The following is an 18,538-nucleotide window of genomic DNA, read 5'->3' as shown; positions in this document are numbered from 1 at the left end:
GGCGGGTGATGCCGGCACTGCACGGAGGTCTGCATGCGCACCACACTTTCCACCCTCATCGCCCTGTCCGGCTTCGCGCTGGCGGGTTCCGCACACGCCGGGCCGTTCGCGCCGGCGGCCGGCAGCGCCGGCTCCACCGCCATCCACAAGGACAGCGCTGCCTTCGTCCAGTGGGCCACCGGCTACTCGGACTACCAGCCCGGCCCGAACGTCGACGCCGCCTGGAAGAACCCGGCCGAAGGCCTGGGCAAGGCCGAAGGCACCTCGACTGACGTCGTCGTGCTGGGCGACGGCGGCCGCATCACGCTCACTTTCGACGGCTACATCACGAATGGCGCCGGCGCCGATTTCGCGGTGTTCGAGAACAGCTTCAGCAATACCTTCCTCGAACTGGCCTTCGTCGAGGTGTCCTCCAACGGCACCGATTTCTTCCGCTTCCCGAACTACTCCTTCACGCCCAGCCCGGTGTCCGGCTTCGGCACCATCGACCCGACCAATATCGACGGCCTGGCGGGAAAGTACCGCGCCGGCTATGGCACGCCGTTCGATCTCGACCTGCTGAGCGGCATCGCCGGCCTGGACGTGAACAAGGTGCAGTACGTGCGCCTGATCGACGTGGTCGGCAATGGCTCGACCTTCGACAGCTACCCGGCGGCCTACGGCGGCCCGCACCCGATCTACGACCCGTACCCGACCAGCGGCAGCAGCGGCTTCGACCTCGACGCGGTGGGCGTCATCCACTACGCCGCTTTCGACGCGCAGACACCGCCGGTCCCCGAGCCTTCGCAGTGGGCGATGTATGCCGCCGCGCTCGGCCTGCTGTCCGTCATCGTCCGTCGCAACCGCGCCTGATCGGCGCCGCACAAGGAATCCCGCAGATGAACATCCGCACGCTTGCACTCGCCACGCTCGTCAGCTCGGGCGCGCTTGCCCTGAGCCAGCCGGCCGCCGCCGCCAACGTATCGACCTTCGACGACCTGGCGCTGGCGCCCGACAGCTACTTCTTCCCGAAGACCAGCACCACCTTCACCAGTGGCGCGGCCACCTTCAACCACAGCTTCAACGACTGGGGTGGCGACTGCTGCCACACCGACTGGGTCTATTCCAACCTGACCGACACCACCACCGAGGGCTACCTGAACCAGCACAGCGCCATCGCCGGTGGTGGTGCCGAAGGCTCGGCCAACTATGCGGTGGCCAATATCGGTGCGCCGGTGGCGAGCTTCGCCGCACCGGTCAGCGTGCTCGGAGCCTGGTTCACCAACAGCACCTACGCCGCGCTGTCGATGCTGAATGGCGACGGTTTCGCCAAGCAGTTCGGTGGCGCCAGCGGCAGCGATGCCGACTGGTTCATGCTCACCATCACCGGCCTGGACAGCTTCGGCCAGAGCACCGGCAGCGTGGACTTCATGCTTGCCGATTACCGCTTCGCCGACAGCGCCGACGACTACATCGTCACCGACTGGCGCTGGGTGGACCTGAGCGCGCTGGGCACGGTGAGCAGCCTGCAGTTCGCGCTCGCGTCGAGCGACAACGGGGCATTCGGCATGAATACGCCGGCCTATTTCGCGATGGACAACCTCGCGGTCGCCGCCGTGCCGGAACCCGAACAGGCGGCGCTGCTGCTTGCCGGTCTGGCGCTGGTCGGCGCCGTCGCCCGCCGCCGGATGGTCTGACTCCTTTCCTGACTCAAGTCCTGAGCCATGCCCGGCTCCGCCCGAGTGGCGGGGCCGGCGCGAAGAGGCGATATCCATGAACATCTCTTTCCGGCGTGCGCTGGCGAGCGTGCTGTGCCTGCTCGCCTTGCCGGCCTACGCCGACGAGGCATTCCGACTCGACGAAATCGTCATCAGCGCGCCGTCGGCCGACGACACGCTGCGCGCGGTGCCGCACGGCGTGTCGGTCATCACTGCCGACGACATCGAGCGCGCCGGTGCGCAGGGTATGGGCGAGCTGCTCAGCCGCGAAGCCGGCCTCAACCTGCAGAGCTACTTCGGCCGCGACAAGGGCGCCACCGTCGACATGCGTGGCCTGGGCGCGACGGCGGTCAGCAATGTGCTGGTGCTGGTCGACGGGGTGCGTCTGAATGCCGACGATCTGTCGGGCGCGGACCTGTCTTCGGTTTCGCTGTCGCAGGTCGAGCGCATCGAGGTGCTGCGCGGCGCCGGGGCGGTGCGCCACGGCGACGGCGCGGTCGGCGGCATCGTGCACATCCAGACCCGGCGCCCGCGGCCCGGGCCGCTCAGCGGTCAGCTCGATCTGCGCGCCGGCGCCTGGGGCTCGCGCGAAGCGCGGCTGCGCGCCACCGGCGGCACCGGGCCGCTGGCCGCCAGTGTCACCTTGAGCCGGCAAGACAACGACGGCTACCGCGACAACGATCGCTACGCAGCGCGCGACAGCGCGGTCGAGCTGAGCCTGTTGCCGGAAGGCGCGTGGTCCTTCGTCGACATCAGCCTGCGTGCCGCGCGCCACATTGATGAATACGGACTGCCGGGGCCGGTCAGCGCCGAGAACTTCCGTGGCGGCAGCGCGCGCAGAAGGAGCAGCGACGCTTCCCCGCTGGATGGCGGCAGCACCGACGACCGCACGCTGGGTGCCCGGCTGCGTGCCGATTTCGGCGGCGCGGGACTGCTCACCGTGCAGTTCGATCACCGCGACCGCGAAAACCCGTATTTCATCGGCGTGCAGGCCGCTACGGCGCTGGCCGACCAGCGCAACGTGATCGACTCCACCCGGCGCGACCTGCGCGTGACGCATGAGTTGGGCGTCGACGCCTTCGGGCAGCGGCACGATCTGGCATTCGGTTACGTCAGCCAGTCGTCCGACTACCTGCGCCGCGAGAACGGTGATTTCGTGGTCGGCAACTCGACCCGGCGCAGCGGCGAACTGAACGGCCACGCGGGCTGGGCCGAAGGTGTGTTCAGGCTGGGGCAGGGCGTCAGCGTCAACGCAGGCCTGCGCCACGACCGCGCCGAGAGCCGCACCGCGGGCAGCCGCTACACGCGCGAGTGCCAGTACATATTCATTCCGTTTCCGGTCGAAGTGCCGGGCAGCTGCGTGAACGCATTCCGCCCGACCGACGCCACCGCATCGGACTGGCGCAACCGGGCGAGCGAACTGGGGGCGAGCTGGCAGCTGTCGCCGTCGCTCACCGTGTTCGCCGCGGACAGCAGACACTTCCGCAACCCCAATGTCGACGAACTCGCGCTCGCCGCGCCCGACCTGCGCCCGCAGAGCGGCCGCACCCGCGAGGCAGGCCTGCGTGCGCGTGGGGAGACGGTCGAGTTCGGCGCCACCGTCTATCGCATGCGCATCGAGGACGAAATCTACTTCGACAGCGCCAGCGGCCTCAGCGTAAACCGCAACTACGAACTGCCGACCGTGCGCACCGGCGTCGAGATCGATCTGCGCTGGCGGCTCCGCCCCAGTTTGCTGTTTGCCGCCAACGCCGGCTACGTGCAGCCGCGTTTCGAAGGCAGCGATGCCGACGTGCCGCTGGTGCCGCGCCGCACCGCCAACCTGCGCATCGAGTGGACACCCGCCGAGACGCAGCGCCTCACCCTGAGCGCCCGCCACGCCGGCCGCCGCTTCGACGGCAACGACCTCGACAACCGCAGCTTCGCTCCGCTGCCGTCCTACACCGTGTTCGACCTGGCCGTCAGTACCCGCGCCGGCGCCGCGACCTGGTCGGCCGGCATCAACAACCTGTTCGACAAGGTGTATTCGACCCTTGCCTACAGCAACACCTACTACCCCATGCCCGAGCGAGCGGCCTGGGTGGCGGTGAGCTGGAAGATGTAAGGCGCCTCTATTTCAGTCGCTGTCGGCTGAAATGCCTGTCTCTTGCAGGGGGCGCGCTCGATCCGCGGCCGACGCCGGTGCAGGGGCTTTGTGGGAGGGGTCTTCTGACCCCGACGGCGGCCGGTGCCGAGAACTGCAGATTGCAGCGGCCCTGTCGCGGCCAGAGCCTCTCCCACAGGGGCTGAGCAAGACCTGCGGCTTTAGCCTGGACCGAACTTCTGTGGGAGGGGTCTTGACCCCGACGGTGGCCGGTGCCGAGAACTGCAGATTGCAGCGGCCCTGTCGCGGCCAAGGCCGCTCCCACAGGGGCTGAGCCCGACCTGCGGCCTAAGTCTGGACCGGGGCTCTGTGGGAGGGGTCCTCTGACCCCGACAGCGGCCTGTGCCTAGAACTGCAGATTGCATTGGCCCTGTCGCGGCCAAGGCCGCTCCCACAAAGACCGCTCCCGCAAGAACACCGTCACCCGCGTCGCATCGCTGAAACATCCCCTCGCTACCCTCGAGTGTCCGACAACACACCAACAATCAGGGGGTCTTCATGAAATTCACATCGCTCGCCGCGGCGCTGCTGCTGGCTGCCGCCGCTGCACCGGCGTCTGCCGTGTCCTTCGTAAATGGCATCGCCATCCCGGGCAATACCGGCGACCTGTTCGGCGGCAGCGTGAACGACGGCCGGCTCGGCATGTTTTCCGACATCTACTACGACCCCAACCGCAACGAATGGTGGGGTCTGTCGGACCGTGGCCCGGGCGGCGGCACGCTGCCCTACGATGTGCGGGTCCAGCGCTTCACGCTCGACGTCGATCGCAGCACCGGCGCGATCTCGAATTTCCAGGTGGTCGATACGATCAAGTTCCGCAATGGCGCCGGCACTGTGCTCGGCGGCCAGTTCCCGAGCACGCTCGGTGGTTCGGCCAGCAATCTGGGCACCGCCTTCGACCCGGAAGGCATCGTGATCAACCCGCTGAACGGCCACCTGCTGGTGTCCGACGAATATGGCCCCTCGCTGTATGAGTTCGACCGCAGCGGCACGATGATCCGCGCCTTCAATACGCCGCAGGCGCTGCGCCCGGCACTGACGGCCGGCGGCTACAACTACGACGGTGACGGCAATATCGGTCGCCGCACCAACCGTGGCTTCGAAGGCCTGGCGATTTCGCCGGACGGCCAATACACCTTCGCCATGCTGCAGAGCGCGATGGTGGACGAGGGCGGCGCCAACGGCGTGTACAACCGCATCGTCAAGTTCGACAACGCCAGCGGCGAAGCCGTCGCCCAGTACGCCTACCGGATGGAAACCGCCGCCCAGGGGCGCGGCATCTCCGCGCTGGTGGCGATCAACGAGCACGAATTCATGGTGCTGGAGCGCAACAACCGCGGCCTCGGCGCCGACGCCACCTTCGCCGGCGCCGCCGGCAACAAGAACGTCTACCTGATCGACCTCGCCGGCGCGACCGACGTGACCGGCATAGACCTCGACGCAGCCGGCGCCAGCTTCACCGCCGTCAGCAAGAACCCGACGCCCTTCATCGACCTCGCTGCCGACAATCTGCCCGCAACCGGCGGCGTGTCACCCGAGAAGTGGGAAGGCCTGGCCATCGGCCCGCAGCTCGACGATGGCTCGTGGCTCATCGTCGCCGGCAACGACAATGACTATTCGGTCACCCAGAACGGCAGCGCGGTGCAGTTCGACGTGCTGTTCAATCCGCTCACCCAGCAGCGCATCCAGTGCCCGCTGGGCTCGACCGAAGGCTGCACGCTGCACGCCAGCACCACGCCCTACAGCGGCAGCACCGAAGGTTTCGAACTGATCCCCGGCGTGCTGCACGCCTACCGTGCCAGCCCGGCCGAACTCGCCGGCTACACCGCCCCGGTGCCCGAGCCCACCACCTGGGCCATGCTGGGCGCGGGTCTGGCGTTGATTGGCGCTGTTGCACGCCGCCGGGTCGGGTGACCCTTTCGCGCATCCGCCCCCGGTTCTGGTTGCGGATGCGCGAAGCGCCGTGTGAGAGCGGGGAGCGGGCTTCTGACCGCGACACGGCCTGTGCTCGAACGCCTTGTTCCACACAGCCCTCCTAGGCGGCTATACCCGCTGTCGCCATACCGCAGGACGCGATCAGACCCACGGGTTGTCGGGCCGCACGGCTCTCGCGACTCATGGAGAGCGTCGACATGGCTCGATCTTTGTCGCCCAGAGTGGCGACGTCAGCGGCGGGCAGTCAGCACGGTTGGTGACTGCTTGCCAGGCGCCGAGCCCGCTGGTCCGCGATTGCAGTTGTAAGTAGGCGTTTCGGTCGGAACGGTCGCCGCGCCTGTTGACGACTTCAGTGCGACGATGCGTGTAAGCCATGGCACGGCGAGCGGGGCTCTCACCACTGGGGCGAGTTGGCGACGGCAGGGGCGTTTCTCGCAGGCTTTGCTTTCCGAACGAAGCGCCGTGCTTTTTCCCGTGTGACCGAAGAAGATCGCAATCTCGGGAACAAATCCTGGCCTGATTCCACGGCCCTGCATATATATATTGCTGCTGGACGAGCATCGACCTGCAACGCTTGCATCACTTTGATGGTCACTTCCCTGCAACCGTGACGTAGTACTCTGAGGTGTGGTTGCACTGCAGCATGCGTTCGAGCTATTTTCGGGACTGTCACAAATCGTGAGATGGTCAGCGGATGGATGGGACGCAGAGCGGCATAATCGCGGCCCGGATGCGACTTCTCTCATCGAGCAGTTCGGGGCAAGGCTCGTCCGGTCGCTCATCAATAACTTCAACCCGCAGTTGATTGCACTGGATGCTTAACTCGATGCAGGCTGACTCCTCTACCGCGAATCGCCCCGACTCGATCCGGTCAAAGTTCGAGCTCTCATGGGTACTCGTGGCGCTTGGCTTTGCGGCCATGTATGTCCCGACCTTCATCGACCTGTTTAATGGTCTGTGGAGCACGGACGAGAACGCTCACGGCCCGATCATTTTGGCGGTGTCGCTTTGGTTGCTCTGGGACAAGTGGCGAGAGGTTCGTGGCTCGCTTGCCGACGCGCGTCCTGCGCCGGCACTGGGCTCGGCTCTGTTGTTCTTCGGCTTCGTTGCGTACTTCATCGGTCGTTCGCAAGCGATCGATACCCTTGAGGTTGCGTCGATCATTCCAGTGATGATCGGCCTGGTGCTGCTGATGCTTGGCACGGCAGCGCTACGGAAGCTCTGGTTTCCCTTCTTCTTTCTGATCTTCATGATCCCGCTTCCGGGCGTTTTCGTGCAGATGATCACGGTCCCGCTCAAGACGGGTGTGTCTTATGCCGCCGAGCACATCCTCTACTCGATGGGGTATCCGATCGCGCGTACAGGGGTGATTCTGGTTATCGGCCAGTATCAGCTGCTGGTCGCTGATGCATGTGCCGGTCTGCATTCGTTGTTTACGCTCGAGGCACTCGGGCTGCTCTACATGAATCTCGTCCGACATAAGTCGTGGTTCCGCAACCTTCTTCTGGCCATCCTGATCATTCCCATCTCGTTCTGCGCAAACGTGATCCGTGTGATCGTCCTGACCTTGATCACCTACTACTTCGGAGACGAGGCGGGGCAGGGCTTCCTGCACGGATTCGCTGGCATGGTCCTTTTCATCAGTGCTTTGCTTCTCATCATCGGTGTTGATTCGATTCTGCGCATCGGTGTGAAGAAGGATGCTCAAGGAGTTGCTGCATGACCTACGTGCGTCCGGCTGCTATCGCAGTGTTTGTCGTCATGACCGCGCTCTCGTTCGCGGCAGAGAGCTTCAAACCAACGCTTCGCGTTGCAGAGGAAAAGCCGGCGATCAATCTTGATGTTCAGGTTCCCGAGGCTTTCGGGGAGTGGGTCATTGACAAGTCAATCATCCCCATCGCGCCGTCTCCGGACGTGCAGGCCTCGCTCGACGAGCTGTACTCGGCCACGCTCTCCCGTACCTACCGGAACGCGCAAGGTCAGCGGGTGATGCTGTCCATCGCCTACGGTAGCGACCAGAGTTCTGAAGCCACAGCAGTGCATCGACCGGAGTTCTGTTACAGCGCGCAAGGTTTCCGCGTATTCGGCGCGGGTGAAACGAAGATTGCGCTCGATGGCTACGAACTTCCGGCGCAGAGGCTTGTTGCGCGTCAGGGTCAGCGTCTTGAACCCATCACGTACTGGATCACCATCGACGAGGAAGCGACGTTGCCGGGTCTTGGCCGCAAGCTTGAACAGCTTCGCTACGGACTGCAGGGGAAGATTCCGGACGGCATGCTTTTCCGCGTATCGACCGTTGGTCTCGACGAGGCCACCGCTTTCAATGTTCAAGAGGGTTTCGTTCGCTCTCTTTACTCCGTTTTTGATCTCAATTTCCGCAATCGCTACTTCGGGACTGTCAGGCAATCATGAATAAAAAGGCACTCATCACCGGCGTTACCGGCCAGGACGGCGCTTACCTCGCCGAATTCCTGCTCAAGAAGGGCTACGAGGTGCACGGCATCAAGCGCCGTTCGTCGCTGTTCAACACCGACCGTATCGACCACCTGTACGAAGACCCGCACGTCGATAACCGCAAGTTCATCCTGCACTACGGCGACCTGACCGATTCGACCTCGCTGGTGCGCATCATCCAGAAGGTGCAGCCGGACGAGATCTACAACCTGGCCGCGCAGTCCCATGTGGCGGTGAGCTTCGAAGAGCCGGAATACACCGCCAACGCCGACGGCATCGGCGCGCTGCGCATACTGGAAGCCATCCGCATCCTCGGGCTGGAAAAGAAGACCCGTTTCTACCAGGCCTCGACTTCCGAGCTTTACGGCCTGGTGCAGGAAATCCCGCAGAAGGAAACCACGCCGTTCTACCCGCGCAGCCCGTATGCGGTGGCCAAGCTTTACGCCTACTGGATCACCGTCAACTACCGCGAGGCTTACGGCATGTACGCCTGCAACGGCGTGCTGTTCAACCACGAGTCGCCGGTGCGCGGCGAAACCTTCGTCACGCGCAAGATCACGCGCGCCATCGCGCGCATCGCCCTCGGCCTGCAGGACTGCCTGTATCTGGGCAATATGAGCGCGCTGCGCGACTGGGGCCACGCCCGCGACTACGTTGAAATGCAGTGGCTGATGCTGCAGCAGGATCACGCGGAGGACTTCGTCATCGCCACCGGCGTGCAGTACAGCGTGCGCCAGTTTGTCGAGTTTGCCGCTGTGGAGCTGGGCATCACGGTACGTTTCGAGGGCGAGGGTGAGAAGGAAGTGGGCATCGTCGCTGCTGTCACGGGCGACCGCGCCAAGGTGAAAGTGGGCGACGTGATCGTGAAGGTCGATCCGCGTTACTACCGTCCGACCGAAGTGGAGACCCTGCTCGGCGACCCGACCAAGGCGCGCGAGAAGCTGGGCTGGACGCCGAAGACCACGCTGCAGGAGCTGGTGAAGGAGATGGTCGAATCCGACTACACCAGCGCCAAGCGCGACGCGCTGGTGAAGATGGCCGGCTTCCAAGCCTACGACTATCACGAATAACGCAGAGGCAAGGTACAAGGGGCAAGGTTCAAGGGAGCCCTGGTCGCCGTTGGCAACGAGGAGAAATGATTCTGGCCCGCTTCGAAGATCTTGACCTCTGGAAGCGGGCTGCTCGCCTCAGCGCTGACATCTATCGGGCACTGGCAAATCTGCGCGACTTTGGATTCCGCGATCAGATCACGCGTTCCGGTCTATCGATACCTTCAAACATCGCTGAGGGCTTCGAGCGGAGCTCCGACAGGGAACTCGCACAGTTTCTGAACTACGCCAAGGGCTCGGCAGGCGAACTGCGCACGCAGATATACATTGGCATGGACATCGACTACATCGAACGTGACATGGGAAAGGCGTGGTTGAAGGAGGCGGAAGAACTATCCCGCATGCTCCACGGCATGCTGCATACCGTCGAATCACGTATCGACCGCAAGAACACGCGCCCTTGAATCTTGAACCTTGAACCTTGCAGCTTGAACCATGAATCTTGAATCTTGCATCTATGTAGCCGGCCACCGCGGTCTGGTCGGCTCGGCCATCGTCCGCAATCTCGAGGCGAAAGGCTATACGCACATCCTCAAGCGGACGCACGCCGAACTTGATCTGACCGACGCGGCCGCGACCGACGCCTTCTTCGCCGAACACAAGCCGGAGTATGTGTTTCTCGCCGCTGCCAAGGTCGGCGGCATCGTCGCCAACAACAGCTACCCGGCAGAGTTCATCCGCGACAACCTGGTGATCCAGGCCAATGTGATCCACAGCGCGTGGAAGCACGGTGTGACGCGGCTGATGTTCCTCGGGTCGAGCTGCATCTACCCGAAGATGGCGCCGCAGCCGATGCGCGAGGACTGCCTGCTGACAGGCCCGCTGGAGCCGACCAACCGCCCGTACGCGCTGGCCAAGATCGCCGGCATCGAAATGTGCTGGAGCTACAACCGCCAGTACGGCACGAAGTATCTGGCGGTGATGCCGACCAATCTGTACGGACCGGGCGACAACTATCACCCGGAGAACAGCCACGTCATCCCGGCGCTGCTGCGCAAGTTCCACGAGGCGAAGCAGCGCGGCGACCGGACGGTCACCATCTGGGGCACCGGCACGCCACGGCGCGAGTTCCTGTACAGCGACGACATGGCCGACGCCTGCGTCTTCCTGATGAACCTGCCGGACGATCGCTATACGAGCCTGCTGGGCAGCGACGAGTCGGTGAGCGGCCGGTTCGAGCCGCCGCTGGTAAACGTGGGCGTCGGTGAGGACGTCACGATCAGGGAACTGGCCGAACTGGTCGGCAAGGTGGTCGGTTTCGACGGCGAGCTGATATTCGACACAACCAAGCCGGATGGCACGCCGCGCAAGTTGATGGACGTGTCGCGACTCAACGCGATGGGATGGCGGGCACACACAACACTCGAGCAGGGGCTGAGGCACGCAGCAGACGATCTCATTAACTTAATGAGCGCCACCTAGATGCAGTACAGCCGCCTGTCGTGGCTGCTTGCCTTGCGAAACCATCCCGTTCTAGCACTCGGTACGCGTGTAGCCGCGGCGGGCATTTCCTTCATTTTCGGAGTAGTTGCAGCTCGATCTCTCGGAATCGAACAATTCGGGCACTTCAGCATCATGCTCGCTTTCATGAATGTGGGTGTTGTGATTGCGCTTACCGGTCACGAAAGCCTTGCTGTACGAGAGATTGCTAATGCAATAGAAAAGGAACGAACAAAACCGTTGCATCAGAGTTATCGACTAAAAGCCTCAAGGCATGTGTGGATCGTTGGTTCTTCGGTGGTTGCTATTGGCTACTTACTGTTAACAAATCCATTGACCGGAGGAACGATTCCTACCGTATGGGTTACGCTGCTGCTAATAGTGCCGATTGTGGCACGAGTTCGACTAACACAGGCAATGTTAAGGGGGGCGCATCTTGCAAGTGTGTCGATAATCCCCGACGGGATCTTTCGTCCATCGGTGGCCGTGATATTGGTATTGATGCTGGTCAATATATTCACCACCGAGAGCGCTGCGCTAATTATTGTTTTTTCAGTGTTCTTCTCAGCAATAATTTCCCTTGCGGTTGCAAACAATGTTGAGCATCGAGTTCTCGGGCGAGTTTTGCTTCCATTAGAAGGGGAGGTTGCACACAAAAAACACGTCTCTAAAGTCATGTTTGCGTCCTCATTGTTGGCGGTGGTTGATTCGCACCTCGCATTAATTACGGTAGGAAATATAAGCGGGCCAGCAGAGGCGGGGCTTTACTCGGGAGCTGAGCGTTTCGCTTTGGCGGCTGCAATCGTAGGGCAGGCGATGTTCACTGCAGTGGCTTCACGGATCGCGTCGCATTATTCGAGTAACGATACGCATTCGCTAAAAAAATTGTTGCGCAAGACGACAAGAACTGTTGGCATAAGCACCACCATCCTTTGTTGTGGAATATACATTTTCTCCACTAACCTTCTCTCTTTGTATGGCACGGATTTCTCCAATGCAAAAGACGTTTTGGCGGTTCTTCTTCTTTCGGTATGTTTGAATTCCATTGCGGGTCCGACAGGCCAGCTTCTTCTGATGACAAAGAACGAGCGATATCACCTAACCTCACTCACAGTGAGCTTGTCGGCGCAAATATTTCTATTGGTGACTCTGGTACCGATCTACGGCGCTCTTGGTGGGGCAGTTTCACTGCTCGCATCAACTGTTTTATGGAACTTGACAATGATGTACTTTATAAAGAAAAAACTTAATGTAACGCCCGTCCTTGCATTAGCTTAACGTCGCAAATGACAAATATAGTATTTTTGATTTCGATGCCAAGGTCAGGTTCGACTCTTTTGCAGAAGGTTTTATCAAAGAGTCCGGACATCGCAAGTACAGCCGAGCCGTGGATTATGCTTCCATTTTGGGGCATGAGGGAGCCCCAAGCAATGCGCGCTGTCTACGATCATCAAACGTGCACGATGGCCATTGATGATTTCGTCGAAAGTATTGAGAATGGCGAGGCTGAAATGGATGAGGCAATCAGGTTGTTTGCTAATCACCTATACGGCAAAGCTGCTAACGGAAGGCGCTTCTTTCTGGACAAAACGCCGCGCTATTTCCTTGAAATTGATTTCTTACGAAGAATATTTCCGGATGCATATTTCCTGATTTTATTGAGAAATCCAATATCAGTCTTTTCATCCTTGTGTGAAACATTTCAAAAAGGACGATTTGTTTGGTTGGATCACTGGGTCGATTGGATTGAAGGTCAACGAGCTATTGCGCGCGCCGTTCGTGTGCCAGCAAATAGGCAAATCACAATAAGTTATGAACAATTGGCGCTAAAGCCTGAGGCAGTTGTTCCCGAATTGTGCCGTTGGTTGGGTATTGAATTTAATCCGAGCATGATCAGTGATTATCAGTCAGCAGATTTTAGTGGGCGGTTAGGCGATCCCACAGGCGTTCGCAAGTACGGATCAGTTAGCGTCAAATCGTTGGAGAAGTGGCGCGACTACTTGTGTAGCTCATACCGTCGAAAGAAAATGAAGGCGTTGCTTAAGTACATCTCGGATGAAGATCTTTGTTCTATAGGTTATCCAAGAGGCGACCTGCATGCGCAGCTTGATGGCATGCAATTAAAAAAAGGGCTTGATCTCGAAGGGCGGTTTTGGGGATTGTTAAATACCACGGCCACCTTGTTCGATTTTCGTTACATCAAATTGAGATACGAGGCGGCGCGGAAGAATGAAAACTATGCCTGTGGATACTATAGAAAGACACCGCCGAATCAGTGAATTGAGTTTGATCAAGCCTCTTAACTTGATCTTCCTATTCGCCATGTTCGTGGTCTTGTTAGATCCACTTTATACTGGATACGGACCGTTCCGGGTAACACGTGATCTGGGACCACTTAAATACCTCCCTTTGATTATTGGGGTTGGAGTGAGCTATCTCGCGGTAATCGGCTTGGGGCTTGGGCTTACAGGAAAAAATGCAAAGTGGCGCGAGACAATAGGCCGAGGATGGCTGCTCTACATTTTCTCTGTTTTCGTCTTGTCGGGGTCGTTGTATGCCCGACTCATTCTTGATGTTAGAGAGACATTTATTCAACTTGCACTTGGTGTGTTGGGGTTGCCGATTGCAGTAGTGATTTTCTATTCCGTGCCGCGCGGATTGGATGTGGCCAGAAGATTAATCCACTTTCTGCTGTTTGCGTCGCCGATCGTCTTTTATTATGTGATTGCCAAGCGACTAGAGGGCGGCCAGGCCTATCACACTGAAATGTTCCTGTTCGTCCCGTTGTTGATTTATCTCTTCCTTGAATTAAAGAGCAGGTTCTTTGCCTGGCTGTCTTTGGTTGCTTTTTCCGCTCTAGCGATTGGGAGCTTCAAGAATACAGCGTTCTTAATATTGATCGCCGTTCTTTTTCAATTGTCGGCGGTTGCGCTCCCCGTGTTCTTTAAAAAGCTTTCGATGATGCAGAAGGCTGGAATGGTTTGGATGGTCTTTGTTTCGCTGACTGCCTTTCTCTGTGCTCTTGTATACGTTTACATAAATAAAGAAGATTTGCTTCCTTCGGGCAATATCAAGGCTCGAACACAAACTTACGAAGCTGCATTTTCACGATTTATGGATAGTCCATTTGTTGGCAATCTTTACGCGGAGTCGGGTGTTGTTGACGTTGGATACGAGATCCTAACTGGAAAATCAGTTGTGACACATAGCGATTTCCTTGATATTTTGTCGCATGGTGGATTGGCTGGGTTTTTAATATTTCTTTTGGGTGTGCTTGTACTACTTAGATTTGTGATTAAGCGGATTGGACTCATTGCTGATCGCGAGCGTAGGGTAGTTGTCCATACGCTCTTTTCAATTGTTGTTTGTGGTCTTATTACGTCATTTTTTAACTCGCCTCTTATAATGCTCCCGGTTTCTCTGGTGTTTTGGTATGCCTTCGGCCTCTTGGTATGTGTGACCGCAGAAGGTTCGTCCAATGAGACAAATCCTTAAAGTTAATGGCGATGACTTTGAGATATAGAGAGGCCCAAGGAACCAGTCGAGACCCCGATATAGAGCGTGCGAAGGGTGTGGCAATTGTTCTTGTTGTTCTTGGACACGTGGTCGCACGTGAACTACCGCCCGGAAATGAATGGTTCGCGGCTGTTAAATGGGCTATCTACGGGTTTCATATGCCGTTTTTTTTGTTTCTTAGCGGGTACACATTTTCTCGATCAGGTTTTGTGGCGCAATCTCGCGTCGATTTTCCGTTGTATTTATCTTCTCGTTCCAGGCGTTTTCTACCGCCGTATTTAATTTTTGCATTGATTGTATTTTGCGCGAAATTCGTCGGCCAAAAATTTCTTCATGTTGATCAATCTGTATCCGGTTTTGAGAACTTTTTCGGAATTTTCCTTTTCCCGACAGTCAGTGTTGTGTCGTTTCTTTGGTATATATGGGTATTGTACTTACTGCAAGTATTGTTTCCGATCCTTCTCAGAATTATAAACTCGCCGCTGTTTTGGTGTCTTTTGGCTTGTCCGCTCACATTGGTTTCTCTGCCTTATTGGTTCGGTATTGATAAACTAGGAGCGTTTGGGTTTTTCTTTTTTGTAGGCTATATATTCTCTGAAAACAAGGGGGCGTACATTGACATCTTGGAAAGGTATTGGAAGGTCTTCCTCGTCTGTTTTATTATTTTGCTTTTCGTTATCGACGCTCCAAGGGATCGATTGATGACGTTGATTCTTGGCTCTTTTTCGATACCTGCAATCCATGGGTTGTGTAGATTTGGAGTCCTCAGTCAATCGTCCATTCTTGCAGTAATTGGTGGCTTTAGCTTTTCCATCTACTTGATGAATACCATGGCAATTGGTGCCACGAAGGGGGTCTTGTTGATGTTTCTTGATTGGGGCGGCCCAAACTTCTTCTTTGTGCTACCCATTCTTTTGATAGCCGGCATAGCGGCCCCGGTTTTTTTAAAGGTTGTGATTTTAAATAGGGTTGGATGGTTGAGGCGTATTTCTTAATAAAGATAAGGTGGTTATGTGATTTCAGTCGTTACGCCGACTCGGAATGATCTCGAATACCTGAGGCGCTGTGTGGGTTCGGTTCGCGGCCAAGGCGGTGCGAATTTTGAACATATAATTCAAGATTCCTGCAGTACAGATGGAACAGGAGATTGGTTGCGTTCGCAGTCGGATTTGCGAGGCGCTATTGAAAAAGATGATGGGATGTATGATGCGATTAATCGTGGCTGGGTGAAAAGCAGCGGTGAAATTCTGTCTTGGCTAAATGCAGATGAGCAATATTTGCCTGGAACTCTCGAAAAGGTCCGCGCTTTTTTTGCAAAAAACAAAGAGATTGATTTTGCTTATGGCGATGTTTTGATCGTAGATGCGTCTGGTAATCCAATCTCGGCGCGGCGTGAGCCGAGATTGTCTCATTTTTACGTTCGCAACAAATTCCTTTATACGTACTCCTGTGCAACATTTTTTAGGCGTAATCTTCTCGACAAGGGCCTTCTTCATCTGAATTGTAAGTACCGCTATGCGGCCGATATGGACCTGATTCTTGGCCTTCTTTCTAAAGGTGTTGTTGTTAAGCGCATTCCTGAATACCTGAGTTTGTTCACCATGGATGGTTCTAATCTTAGTTGTTCGCCAAAAATGCTTGATGAAACGGAGGAAATCCGAAGGATCCACGGTGCATCATCACTTCCCCTTGTTCGGAGAGTGGCAACGTTAGGAAGATATCTTGAGCGACTTGTTTGTGGTTGTCTTGCGCCTGTTAATGTCCGTTTTAGCTATGCGGTCGATGAGGTACCAAATTATCAAGTGATGACAGGGGCCGATCTTCCGGCAAGCTATGCGACAAATGTTTCCTTAAGCTCGCCCTAAAGACATGGAGGTCGAATGACTAATGCCGTGGCTACATGCATTTTGCGACGCTTCTTTTCATTACTTCTATTTTTCAGCTTCGGTGCGAATGCAGATGTTATAACTGCAGACCAGTTTGGACTACATATCCACGGGCTAGCAAGAGGCAATTCGTGGCCTTCTGTGCCTTTTGGGACCTTGCGCCTATGGGATACCGGTACAAACTGGGAGCGTCTGGAGCCACGGCGAGGAGAGTGGAAATTCGAAGAGCTCGATTTGATTGTCGCTCAAGCTCAATTGCGAGGCGTTAAGGTATTGCTTACACTGGGTCAAACACCTTCTTGGGCGGCTCTTGATCCAGAGTCTGATTCGCCGTACGCGCCGGGCGCCAGCAGTCCGCCGCGCGATATTTCAGATTGGAAAAATTATGTTAGGACCGTCGGTGAACGTTACAAAGGGCGTATTCAGTACTGGGAAATATGGAACGAGATTGATGTAAAGCATTTTTATAATGGAAGCTTTAAGCGTCTTGCGGAGCTGGAGCGAGTTGCGGTCGAAGTATTGAAGGACATTGACGAAACTAACATAATCCTCACCCCGTCTGTGCAAAGTGGCGCCTTCAAGGTTCTTGAGCGGTACTTGGACTCGGGCGGTGGCCGATTCGCAGATGTTGTGTCATATCATTTTTATGTTCCCAAAGATGATCCGGAGGAGATTCCCAGTTACGTAATGAAGGTTAGATCGATACTTGAAAAGTACAGGCTGGGCAATAAACCTATTTGGAACACGGAAGCCGGTTGGTTGATCGAGAATAGGAATGGTGGATTTGGGCCGAATCGTAGGCCTGCTGCAATGACATGGCGCGGATTGAAATGGCATGAAGCAGAGGGAATTGTTCTAAGGGCTTATTTAATTAATTTCTCCACGGGTGTTCAACGATTTTTTTGGTATGCATGGGATAACCAGGCAATGGGGTTGGCCGAAGATAAAGGGAGAAACCCGAAGCCCGCGGCGGCTGGCTATGCTACCGCGTATCGTTGGCTTGTCGGTAAGCAGCTTGTCGGGTGCGCAAAAGTTGAATCGGTACATTACTGTCATACGAGATTCGAAGGAAAGAATAGTTATATTGTTTGGGCTCGTAAGGAGATGTCGTTTTCCGTTCCAGTTGACTGGAGTGTGAATCGATTTGAGGATATGAATGAAAGATATTTTGAAATTAAGCAGAATGTTGTTGTTGGTCCTATGCCAATCAGGCTATTGCAGTAATAGTGCTTGATATCCACAGAGAGTGCATCTGCATTGAAGAAAATTCTCGTCGTTGGTCAGACTCCTCCTCCATACGGCGGTCAGGCGGTAATGGTTGAGCGTTTGTTACATGGGACGTACGCGAGTGCGCAGCTTATTCATGTTCGAATGGCCTTCTCTAAGGACATGGATGACATGGGTAGAGTCCAAATCGGTAAGCTATTTCATCTGTTCGCTTTGCTTGCTCAGATTTTGCGGGCACGATTCGTGGATGGAGCCGACATCCTTTACTTTCCTCCTAGTGGCCCTGACCTCGGGCCACTCTTGCGCGACCTCGCAATACTTGTTCCAACACGATGGCTTTTTAAGAAGACTATCTTCCACTTTCACGCAGCGGGGACAAGCGAGATTTTTTCAAAGTTGCCATTTTGGCTGAAACCATTTTATCGGCTTGGATATGGTCAGCCGGACCTGGGTATCCGTCTTTCGGAGTTTAACCCTGATGATCCTGGATTTTTAAACGCAAAGCGCTCGGTTATCGTTCCCAATGGCATCGAAGACGATTTCGCCAGCGAGGTCTATTCGTTGAAAAATAAGAATGAGCGTGCGAATATTCTGTTCGTCGGCTTGGTGACTGAATCGAAGGGAGTGTTTGTTCTCGTTGAGGCTGCATATATTCTCAAGCAGCGCGGAGTGGACTTTTCGGTAACCGTTGTGGGAAAGTTTTCATCTGAGGTTGTTCGCAACCGCTTGTTGGCCTTGATTGCATCTTATAATTTAAATGGCAACATCGATTTTACGGGCGTTCTGACCGGGGAGGCTAAACTTCTCCGCTTTTATGCTGCCGATATTTTTTGTTTTCCAACATTTTTCGAGTCTGAGTCGTTTGGGCTTGTCGTGGCTGAGGGAATGCAGTTCAAGTTGCCTGTTGTGGTCTCGAGGTGGCGAGGGGTTCAATCGGTGGTTCGTGACGGTGAAACGGGTTATCTCGTTCCGCCGCGTGATGCGACCGCTGTAGCGGATCGACTTCAACTCCTAATCGAAGACCCAGTCTTGAGGGCTCGCATGGGAGAGCGCGGACGAAATGTTTTTTTGAATGAGTACACGGTTGCGCGCTTTCGGCAACGTATGGACGAGTGTTTCAAAGATTTGTGA

Annotated in this window: 16 protein-coding genes; all 16 read left to right on the top strand. The window is 56.8% G+C overall.

What is annotated here, in order from left to right; genetic code table 11:
- The first annotated feature begins 33 nt into the window (after positions 1 to 33).
- The 16 genes from METRZ18153_RS0111085 to METRZ18153_RS20650 all read left to right on the top strand — a co-directional run bounded on the left by METRZ18153_RS0111085 (position 34) and on the right by METRZ18153_RS20650 (position 18,538).
- Complete coding sequence (locus METRZ18153_RS0111085) at positions 34 to 852, top strand: hypothetical protein (RefSeq protein ID WP_020164809.1); 819 nt, start codon at positions 34 to 36, stop codon at positions 850 to 852.
- A gap of 26 nt (positions 853 to 878) precedes the next feature.
- A complete protein-coding gene (locus METRZ18153_RS0111080) occupies positions 879 to 1,676 on the top strand; it encodes a DUF4465 domain-containing protein (RefSeq protein WP_020164808.1) in 798 nt (265 codons plus the stop codon).
- 76 nt (positions 1,677 to 1,752) lie between these two features.
- Entirely contained in the window at positions 1,753 to 3,801 is a 2,049-nt protein-coding gene (locus METRZ18153_RS0111075) for a TonB-dependent receptor (RefSeq protein WP_020164807.1), read from the top strand.
- A gap of 537 nt (positions 3,802 to 4,338) precedes the next feature.
- Positions 4,339 to 5,754, top strand: coding sequence for an esterase-like activity of phytase family protein (locus tag METRZ18153_RS0111070; protein WP_020164806.1), 1,416 nt, complete (start codon positions 4,339 to 4,341; stop codon positions 5,752 to 5,754).
- Between the two features lie 847 nt (positions 5,755 to 6,601).
- Positions 6,602 to 7,498, top strand: a complete 897-nt coding sequence (gene xrtB, locus METRZ18153_RS0111065) for an exosortase B (RefSeq protein ID WP_157257239.1) — start codon at positions 6,602 to 6,604, stop codon at positions 7,496 to 7,498.
- The gene (gene epsI, locus METRZ18153_RS20195) at positions 7,495 to 8,187 is read left to right on the top strand and encodes an exosortase-associated protein EpsI, B-type (RefSeq protein ID WP_020164804.1); all 693 of its coding nucleotides are present in this window, start codon (positions 7,495 to 7,497) and stop codon (positions 8,185 to 8,187) included. Before xrtB ends, epsI begins: the two co-directional genes overlap by 4 nt.
- Positions 8,184 to 9,299, top strand: coding sequence for a GDP-mannose 4,6-dehydratase (gene gmd / locus METRZ18153_RS0111055; protein WP_020164803.1), 1,116 nt, complete (start codon positions 8,184 to 8,186; stop codon positions 9,297 to 9,299). Before epsI ends, gmd begins: the two co-directional genes overlap by 4 nt.
- 65 nt (positions 9,300 to 9,364) lie before the next feature.
- Positions 9,365 to 9,742 carry a four helix bundle protein gene (locus tag METRZ18153_RS0111050; RefSeq protein WP_020164802.1) on the top strand — a complete coding sequence of 126 codons (378 nt, stop codon included), beginning with the start codon at positions 9,365 to 9,367 and terminating at the stop codon, positions 9,740 to 9,742.
- 31 nt (positions 9,743 to 9,773) lie between these two features.
- Positions 9,774 to 10,760: a GDP-L-fucose synthase family protein gene (locus METRZ18153_RS0111045; RefSeq protein WP_020164801.1), complete on the top strand. Its 987-nt coding sequence runs from the start codon at positions 9,774 to 9,776 to the stop codon at positions 10,758 to 10,760.
- Positions 10,761 to 12,056: an oligosaccharide flippase family protein gene (locus tag METRZ18153_RS20670; protein WP_081629098.1), complete on the top strand. Its 1,296-nt coding sequence runs from the start codon at positions 10,761 to 10,763 to the stop codon at positions 12,054 to 12,056.
- Between the two features lie 8 nt (positions 12,057 to 12,064).
- Positions 12,065 to 13,057: a sulfotransferase family protein gene (locus METRZ18153_RS20665; protein ID WP_081629097.1), complete on the top strand. Its 993-nt coding sequence runs from the start codon at positions 12,065 to 12,067 to the stop codon at positions 13,055 to 13,057.
- The gene (locus tag METRZ18153_RS20905; RefSeq protein WP_198291214.1) at positions 13,008 to 14,273 is read left to right on the top strand and encodes an O-antigen ligase family protein; all 1,266 of its coding nucleotides are present in this window, start codon (positions 13,008 to 13,010) and stop codon (positions 14,271 to 14,273) included. Before METRZ18153_RS20665 ends, METRZ18153_RS20905 begins: the two co-directional genes overlap by 50 nt.
- A 5-nt stretch (positions 14,274 to 14,278) precedes the next feature.
- Positions 14,279 to 15,289, top strand: a complete 1,011-nt coding sequence (locus METRZ18153_RS20660; RefSeq protein ID WP_081629096.1) for an acyltransferase family protein — start codon at positions 14,279 to 14,281, stop codon at positions 15,287 to 15,289.
- Between the two features lie 18 nt (positions 15,290 to 15,307).
- Positions 15,308 to 16,159, top strand: a complete 852-nt coding sequence (locus METRZ18153_RS20655) for a glycosyltransferase family 2 protein (protein ID WP_081629095.1) — start codon at positions 15,308 to 15,310, stop codon at positions 16,157 to 16,159.
- Between the two features lie 15 nt (positions 16,160 to 16,174).
- Positions 16,175 to 17,404 (top strand): endo-1,4-beta-xylanase, encoded by a 1,230-nt coding sequence (locus METRZ18153_RS20900; protein WP_157257237.1) that lies wholly within the window; start codon positions 16,175 to 16,177, stop codon positions 17,402 to 17,404.
- A gap of 33 nt (positions 17,405 to 17,437) precedes the next feature.
- Positions 17,438 to 18,538 (top strand): glycosyltransferase family 4 protein, encoded by a 1,101-nt coding sequence (locus METRZ18153_RS20650; protein WP_157257236.1) that lies wholly within the window; start codon positions 17,438 to 17,440, stop codon positions 18,536 to 18,538.

It is taken from the genome of Methyloversatilis discipulorum, from assembly GCF_000385375.1.
GTDB lineage: Bacteria > Pseudomonadota > Gammaproteobacteria > Burkholderiales > Rhodocyclaceae > Methyloversatilis > Methyloversatilis discipulorum_A.
This window is presented reverse-complemented; position numbering and strand designations above follow the sequence as displayed.

Bases quoted from the DNA above. Each gene is read 5' to 3' on its own strand.
- METRZ18153_RS0111085 (WP_020164809.1), top strand. From the start codon at position 34: ATGCGCACCACACTTTCCACCCTCATCGCCCTGTCCGGCTTCGCGCTG.
- METRZ18153_RS20670 (WP_081629098.1), top strand. From the start codon at position 10,761: ATGCAGTACAGCCGCCTGTCGTGGCTGCTTGCCTTGCGAAACCATCCC.
- METRZ18153_RS0111050 (WP_020164802.1), top strand. From the start codon at position 9,365: ATGATTCTGGCCCGCTTCGAAGATCTTGACCTCTGGAAGCGGGCTGCT.
- xrtB (WP_157257239.1), top strand. From the start codon at position 6,602: ATGCAGGCTGACTCCTCTACCGCGAATCGCCCCGACTCGATCCGGTCA.
- epsI (WP_020164804.1), top strand. From the start codon at position 7,495: ATGACCTACGTGCGTCCGGCTGCTATCGCAGTGTTTGTCGTCATGACC.
- METRZ18153_RS0111045 (WP_020164801.1), top strand. From the start codon at position 9,774: ATGAATCTTGAATCTTGCATCTATGTAGCCGGCCACCGCGGTCTGGTC.
- METRZ18153_RS0111070 (WP_020164806.1), top strand. From the start codon at position 4,339: ATGAAATTCACATCGCTCGCCGCGGCGCTGCTGCTGGCTGCCGCCGCT.
- METRZ18153_RS0111080 (WP_020164808.1), top strand. From the start codon at position 879: ATGAACATCCGCACGCTTGCACTCGCCACGCTCGTCAGCTCGGGCGCG.
- METRZ18153_RS0111075 (WP_020164807.1), top strand. From the start codon at position 1,753: ATGAACATCTCTTTCCGGCGTGCGCTGGCGAGCGTGCTGTGCCTGCTC.
- METRZ18153_RS20900 (WP_157257237.1), top strand. From the start codon at position 16,175: ATGACTAATGCCGTGGCTACATGCATTTTGCGACGCTTCTTTTCATTA.
- METRZ18153_RS20665 (WP_081629097.1), top strand. From the start codon at position 12,065: ATGACAAATATAGTATTTTTGATTTCGATGCCAAGGTCAGGTTCGACT.
- METRZ18153_RS20905 (WP_198291214.1), top strand. From the start codon at position 13,008: ATGAAAACTATGCCTGTGGATACTATAGAAAGACACCGCCGAATCAGT.
- gmd (WP_020164803.1), top strand. From the start codon at position 8,184: ATGAATAAAAAGGCACTCATCACCGGCGTTACCGGCCAGGACGGCGCT.
- METRZ18153_RS20660 (WP_081629096.1), top strand. From the start codon at position 14,279: ATGGCGATGACTTTGAGATATAGAGAGGCCCAAGGAACCAGTCGAGAC.